The following is a 5007-nucleotide window of genomic DNA, read 5'->3' as shown; positions in this document are numbered from 1 at the left end:
GGCGGGGGCCAATCTCGGGGCCGGCACCATCACGTGCAACTATGACGGGGTGAACAAGCACCGCACCACGATCGGGGCGGGGGCCTTCATCGGCTCGAACACCGCGCTGGTGGCGCCGGTCAGCGTCGGCGCCGGCGCCATCGTGGGGGCCGGCTCGGTGATCGCCTCGGACGTGCCGGAGGAGGCCCTGGCGGTTTCGCGCGGGCGCCAGCGCACCCTGCCCGGCTGGGCGCCGGGCAAGCGGGCGGCGCTTCAGGCGGAGAAGGTGGCGCGGGCCACGAAATCGCAGCCGTGACGCCAGCGTGGGATTCGTCCCGGCCGACCAAGGCTGCAAGCCCTCGTTCAGCATTGTCGGGGCAGGCTCCAGACCGGGCTTGGCAGGCTCCGGACGGGGCTTTCCGCGCCGTGGGGTACGCGGCTGGCGCGCGCCTGTCCCGATCCGGTACAAGCCGGGACGCGTGCGTTCGCGTCCGGGCATCCGCCTGCCATCGCGTCCGGGCTCCGTGCCGGGCATCCGAGAGACACCTGAGAGACACCAACCCATGTGCGGAATCGTTGGCATCGTCGGGCGGGACGCCGTGGCCGGGCAGCTGGTGGAAGCCCTGCGCCGGCTCGAATATCGCGGCTACGATTCGGCCGGCATCGCCACCCTGACGCAGGGGCACCTGGAGCGCCGGCGCGCCGAGGGCAAGCTCGCCAACCTGGAGATGCGCCTGCGCGACGCGCCGCTCGGCGGCAGCATCGGCATCGGCCACACCCGCTGGGCCACGCATGGCCGTCCCAACGAGACCAACGCGCATCCGCACGCCACGACGCGCGTCGCCGTCGTGCATAACGGCATCATCGAGAACTTTCGCGCGCTGAAGGCCGAGCTGCAGGGCCAGGGCGTGCGCTTCGAGAGCGAGACCGACACCGAGGTGGTGGCCCAGCTCGTCAGCCACGCCCTGGAGGGGGGCCTGGGTCCGGTCGAGGCGGTGGCGGCCTGCCTGCCACGCCTGCACGGGGCCTTCGCGCTCGGCTTCATCTTCACCGGCCACGACGACCTTCTCATCTGCGCCCGCCACGGCGCCCCCCTGGCCATCGGGTTCGGCGAGGGCGAGACCTATCTCGGCTCGGACGCCCTGGCGCTGGCCCCCTTCACCCAGGAGATCACCTACCTGGACGAGGGCGACTGGGCCATCCTGACCCGGGACGGGGCGGAGATCCGCGACCAGGACGGCCAGCCCCTCACCCGCGAGCGCCAGCGCATCGTCGCCCAGGCCTACCGGGTGGAGAAGGGCAACCATCGCCACTTCATGGCCAAGGAGATCCACGAGCAGCCCGAGGTGGTCGGCCGCACGCTGGCCCATTACGTCGATCTCGCCAACGGCCGCGTGGCCCTGCCCGAGGCCCTGCCCTTCGACTTCGCCAAACTCTCGCGAATCTCGATCACGGCCTGCGGCACCGCCTATTATGCCGGGCTCGTCGCCAAGTACTGGTTCGAGAGCCTGGCCCGCCTCCCCGTGGAGATCGACGTCGCCTCGGAGGCGCGCTACCGCGAGCCGCCGCTGGACCGGGACGGCCTCACCCTGGTGATCTCGCAATCGGGCGAGACCGCCGACACCCTGGCCTCCCTGCGCTACGCCAAGGGGCAGGGCCAGCACACGCTCGCCGTGGTCAACGTGCCGACCTCCACCATCGCGCGCGAGGCCTCCGCGACCGTGCCGACCCTGGCCGGCCCCGAGATCGGGGTCGCCTCCACCAAGGCGTTCTCGTGCCAGCTCACGGTGCTGCTGTGTCTCGCCATCCATGCTGGCCGGGCGCGCGGCACCGTGAGCCCGGAGGAGGAGCGCCGCCTCGTCGACGCGCTGATCACGGTGCCGGGCCTGATGGCCGACGCGACCAAGCTGGAAGGCCCGATCGAGGTCCTGGCCCGCGAGGTCTCGAAGGCCCGCGACGTGCTCTACCTGGGGCGCGGCACCAGCTATCCGATGGCGCTGGAAGGTGCCCTGAAGCTCAAAGAAATCAGCTACATCCACGCGGAAGGTTATGCGGCGGGTGAACTCAAGCACGGCCCCATCGCCCTCATCGACGAGAGCGTGCCGGTGATCGTCATCGCGCCCCACGATGCGATCTTCGAGAAGACGGTGTCGAACATGCAGGAGGTGGCCGCCCGCGGCGGCCGCATCATCCTGATCGGCGACGCCAAGGGCGCGGCGGCCGCCGGCCTCGACACCATGGCCACCGTGACGATGCCGGACCTCGATCCGGTGGTGGCCCCCATCGTCTACGCGGTGCCGATCCAGCTCATCGCCTACCACACCGCCGTCTTTATGGGCAAAGACGTCGACCAGCCGCGCAACCTCGCGAAATCCGTCACGGTGGAATAGGCCCATCACGGTCGATTCGGGGGTTCCGATATCAAAAGGGACGCGACGACCAACCGGTCCGCGCGTCCCTTTTCCGTAGGCCGGGCGCTCGCTCCTTCGAGCGCTTGGCGCCCGGCCGTGATCATGCGGAGGACTACTCGGCTGGCTGGAGAGCCGGCAGCTCCGAATCGAGCGGCATCGGGTTGCCGCCGAGCGCCGCCGCGAGCTTGACGTCGTCGACCTCGCCCTCCCAGCGGGCGACCACGATGCAGGCCACCGCGTTGCCGATGAAGTTGGTGAGCGCGCGGCACTCGGACATGAAGCGGTCGACGCCGAGGATCAGCGCCATGCCGACCACCGGCACCGAGGGCACCACCGCGAGGGTCGCCGCCAGGGTGATGAACCCGGAGCCGGTGACGCCGGCCGCGCCCTTGGAGGACAGCATCGCCACGAGGAGCAGGAGGCCCTGTTCGCCGTAGGTGAGGGGCGTGTCCGTGGCCTGCGCGATGAACAAAGCCGCCATGGTCATGTAGATGTTGGTGCCGTCGAGATTGAACGAGTAGCCGGTCGGGACCACGAGGCCGACGACGGGCTTCGAGCAGCCGGCGCGCTCCATCTTCTCGAGCAGCGAGGGCAGGGCGGACTCGGAGGACGAGGTGCCGAGCACCAGCATCAGCTCTTCCTTGATGTAGCGGATGAGCTTGAGGATCGAGAAGCCGTTGTAGCGGGCGACGAGGCCGAGCACGCCGAGCACGAAGATCGCCGAGGTCAGGTAGAAGGCGCCGACCAGGTAGGCGAGGTTGGCGAGCGAGGCGATGCCGTACTTGCCGATGGTGAAGGCCATGGCGCCGAAGGCGCCGATGGGAGCGACCTTCATGATGATGTTGACGACGCCGAAGATGGCTTCCGACAGCACCTTGATGATGTCGAGGACCGGCTTGCCGCGGTCGCCCAGGAAGGCGAGGCCGAAGCCGAACAGCACCGAGAAGAACAGCACCTGGAGGATCTCGCCGCCCGAGAACGCCCCCACCGCCGTGGTCGGGATGATGTTCATCAGGAAGTCGGTGATGGACTGCGTCTTCGCCTTGTCGGCGTACATCGCGATCGACTTCGGATCGAGCGACTTCGGATCGATGTGCATGCCCGCGCCCGGCTGGACGAGGTTCGCCACGATCAGGCCGACGATGAGCGCCAGGGTGGAGAAGGTGATGAAGTAGATCAGCGCCTTGCCGCCGACGCGGCCGACCTTCTCCAGGTTGGTCATGCCGGCGATGCCGGAGACCACGGTGAGGAAGATCACCGGCGCGATGATCATCTTGACGAGCTTGATGAAGGCGTCGCCGAGCGGCTTCATGTCGGCGCCGACCTGCGGGTAGAAGTGTCCCAGCGCGATGCCGATCGCCACCGCGACCAGGACCTGGAAATACAGGGTCCGGTAGAGCGGCCGGGGCTTCGGCGGATCGTGGGGCGCGGTGAGGGGCAGTGGTACGGTGGCCATGAGGGCGTTCTCCCGGTGGGTCTCGCGAAGGATGTCGGTTCGGGCCCAGGGGCTCGCCCCGGTTCCGTCCGTTCTTGGTCTTGGTCTTGATCTCGAACCGATGGGCCTCGGCCGCCGGAGATCCGGCGGCGTCCGCGTCCCGGTCGGCAGCCCCGCGGGAAGCGCAGGGCTGCGTTACCGCCTCGGAATGGCAACCGGCATGCCAGATGCCGGCAGGCCGGAACTTTTTGTTAAGTCCTCGAAACGAAGATGCTTTTTGCCTGCGATGTCCGTGATGCCGTGGCGCGGGTCTGCGGAAACTCGGACGCGGTCCGGGAATCCTGTCCGGAAATTCGCAGCGGTTCGGACCCGATGAGGCGCGAGGCCGGACCGCATGGGCGGCTGCACGTGCCGAGCCGCCGGAGCTTCGTCCTGCTGGCGAGCCTGGCGGCCATCCTGCTCGCCGCCTGGTCGGCCGGACGGGTCGCCGAGCGCTGGGCCCTGGCGGATCTGCGCCGCACCGCCCAGGCCGCCCTCGGGCTGCAGGTCGGGGCGCTGCGGGCCGAGATGCAGAAGCAGGCCTCGCTGCCTCTCGCCCTCGCGGCCGACCCGGAGATCGCCGCCGCAGCCGCCGCGACCTCGGGAGACCCGTCGTCCCGCCCACTCCTCGACCGCGTGAACCGGCGGCTGGCCCAGGTGGCCGAGGCCACCGGCTCGGCGGTGATCTACGTGATCCGGCCCGACGGCATCACGGTGGCGGCCAGCAATGCGGGCACCTCCGGCAGCTTCCTCGGCCGGGACTACGCGTTCCGGCCCTATTTCCGGCAGGCCATGCAGGACGGGGTCGGCTCGCAATTCGCCCTCGGTACCGTGAGCGGCCGCGCCGGCCTCTACCTCTCGCGCCGGATCGGGACGGCCGGCGGCGTCGTGGTGGTCAAGATCGAGTTCGCGGCGGTCGAGGCCGCCTGGCGCCGGGCCGGCGACGGGGTGTTCGTCGCCGATGGGCGCGGCATCGTCCTGGTGGCGAGCGACCCGGCCTGGCACCTGGCCACCCTGCGGCAGATCGACGAGACCGAGCGCAGCCGCATCCGCGAGGCCCGGGAGTTCGGCGACAGCCCCCTTCCGGCCATGCCGCTCTACCCCATCGCGGGCACCACCGACCTGGTGCGGGTGGGGCAGGGC

At 70.0% G+C, this 5007-nt stretch carries 3 protein-coding genes and 1 pseudogene; 3 read left to right on the top strand and 1 reads right to left on the bottom strand.

Going from position 1 to position 5007, the window contains the following annotated elements:
- Nucleotides 1-295: DapH/DapD/GlmU-related protein (locus J7U37_RS24640; RefSeq protein ID WP_282104169.1), on the top strand; the 295-nt coding region annotated here is incomplete at its 5' end.
- A 247-nt stretch (nt 296-542) separates the two neighbouring features.
- A complete protein-coding gene (glmS, locus tag J7U37_RS24635; protein WP_247637455.1) occupies nt 543-2369 on the top strand; it encodes a glutamine--fructose-6-phosphate transaminase (isomerizing) in 1827 nt (608 codons plus the stop codon).
- Between the two features lie 133 nt (nt 2370-2502).
- Here glmS and J7U37_RS24630 read toward each other — a convergent pair whose 3' ends face one another.
- Nucleotides 2503-3846 carry a dicarboxylate/amino acid:cation symporter gene (locus J7U37_RS24630; RefSeq protein WP_056181080.1) on the bottom strand — a complete coding sequence of 448 codons (1344 nt, stop codon included), beginning with the start codon at nt 3844-3846 and terminating at the stop codon, nt 2503-2505.
- Between the two features lie 351 nt (nt 3847-4197).
- On the opposite strand from J7U37_RS24630, the pseudogene J7U37_RS24625 reads away from it, so the two are divergent.
- Nucleotides 4198-5007, top strand: a pseudogene (locus J7U37_RS24625) (sensor histidine kinase); the annotation flags it as partial.

It is taken from the genome of Methylobacterium sp. 37f (genome assembly GCF_023093475.1).
In the GTDB taxonomy this organism is placed as follows: domain Bacteria; phylum Pseudomonadota; class Alphaproteobacteria; order Rhizobiales; family Beijerinckiaceae; genus Methylobacterium.
Note: the sequence above shows the minus strand (reverse complement) of the source record. Positions and strands in the feature narration are given on the sequence as shown.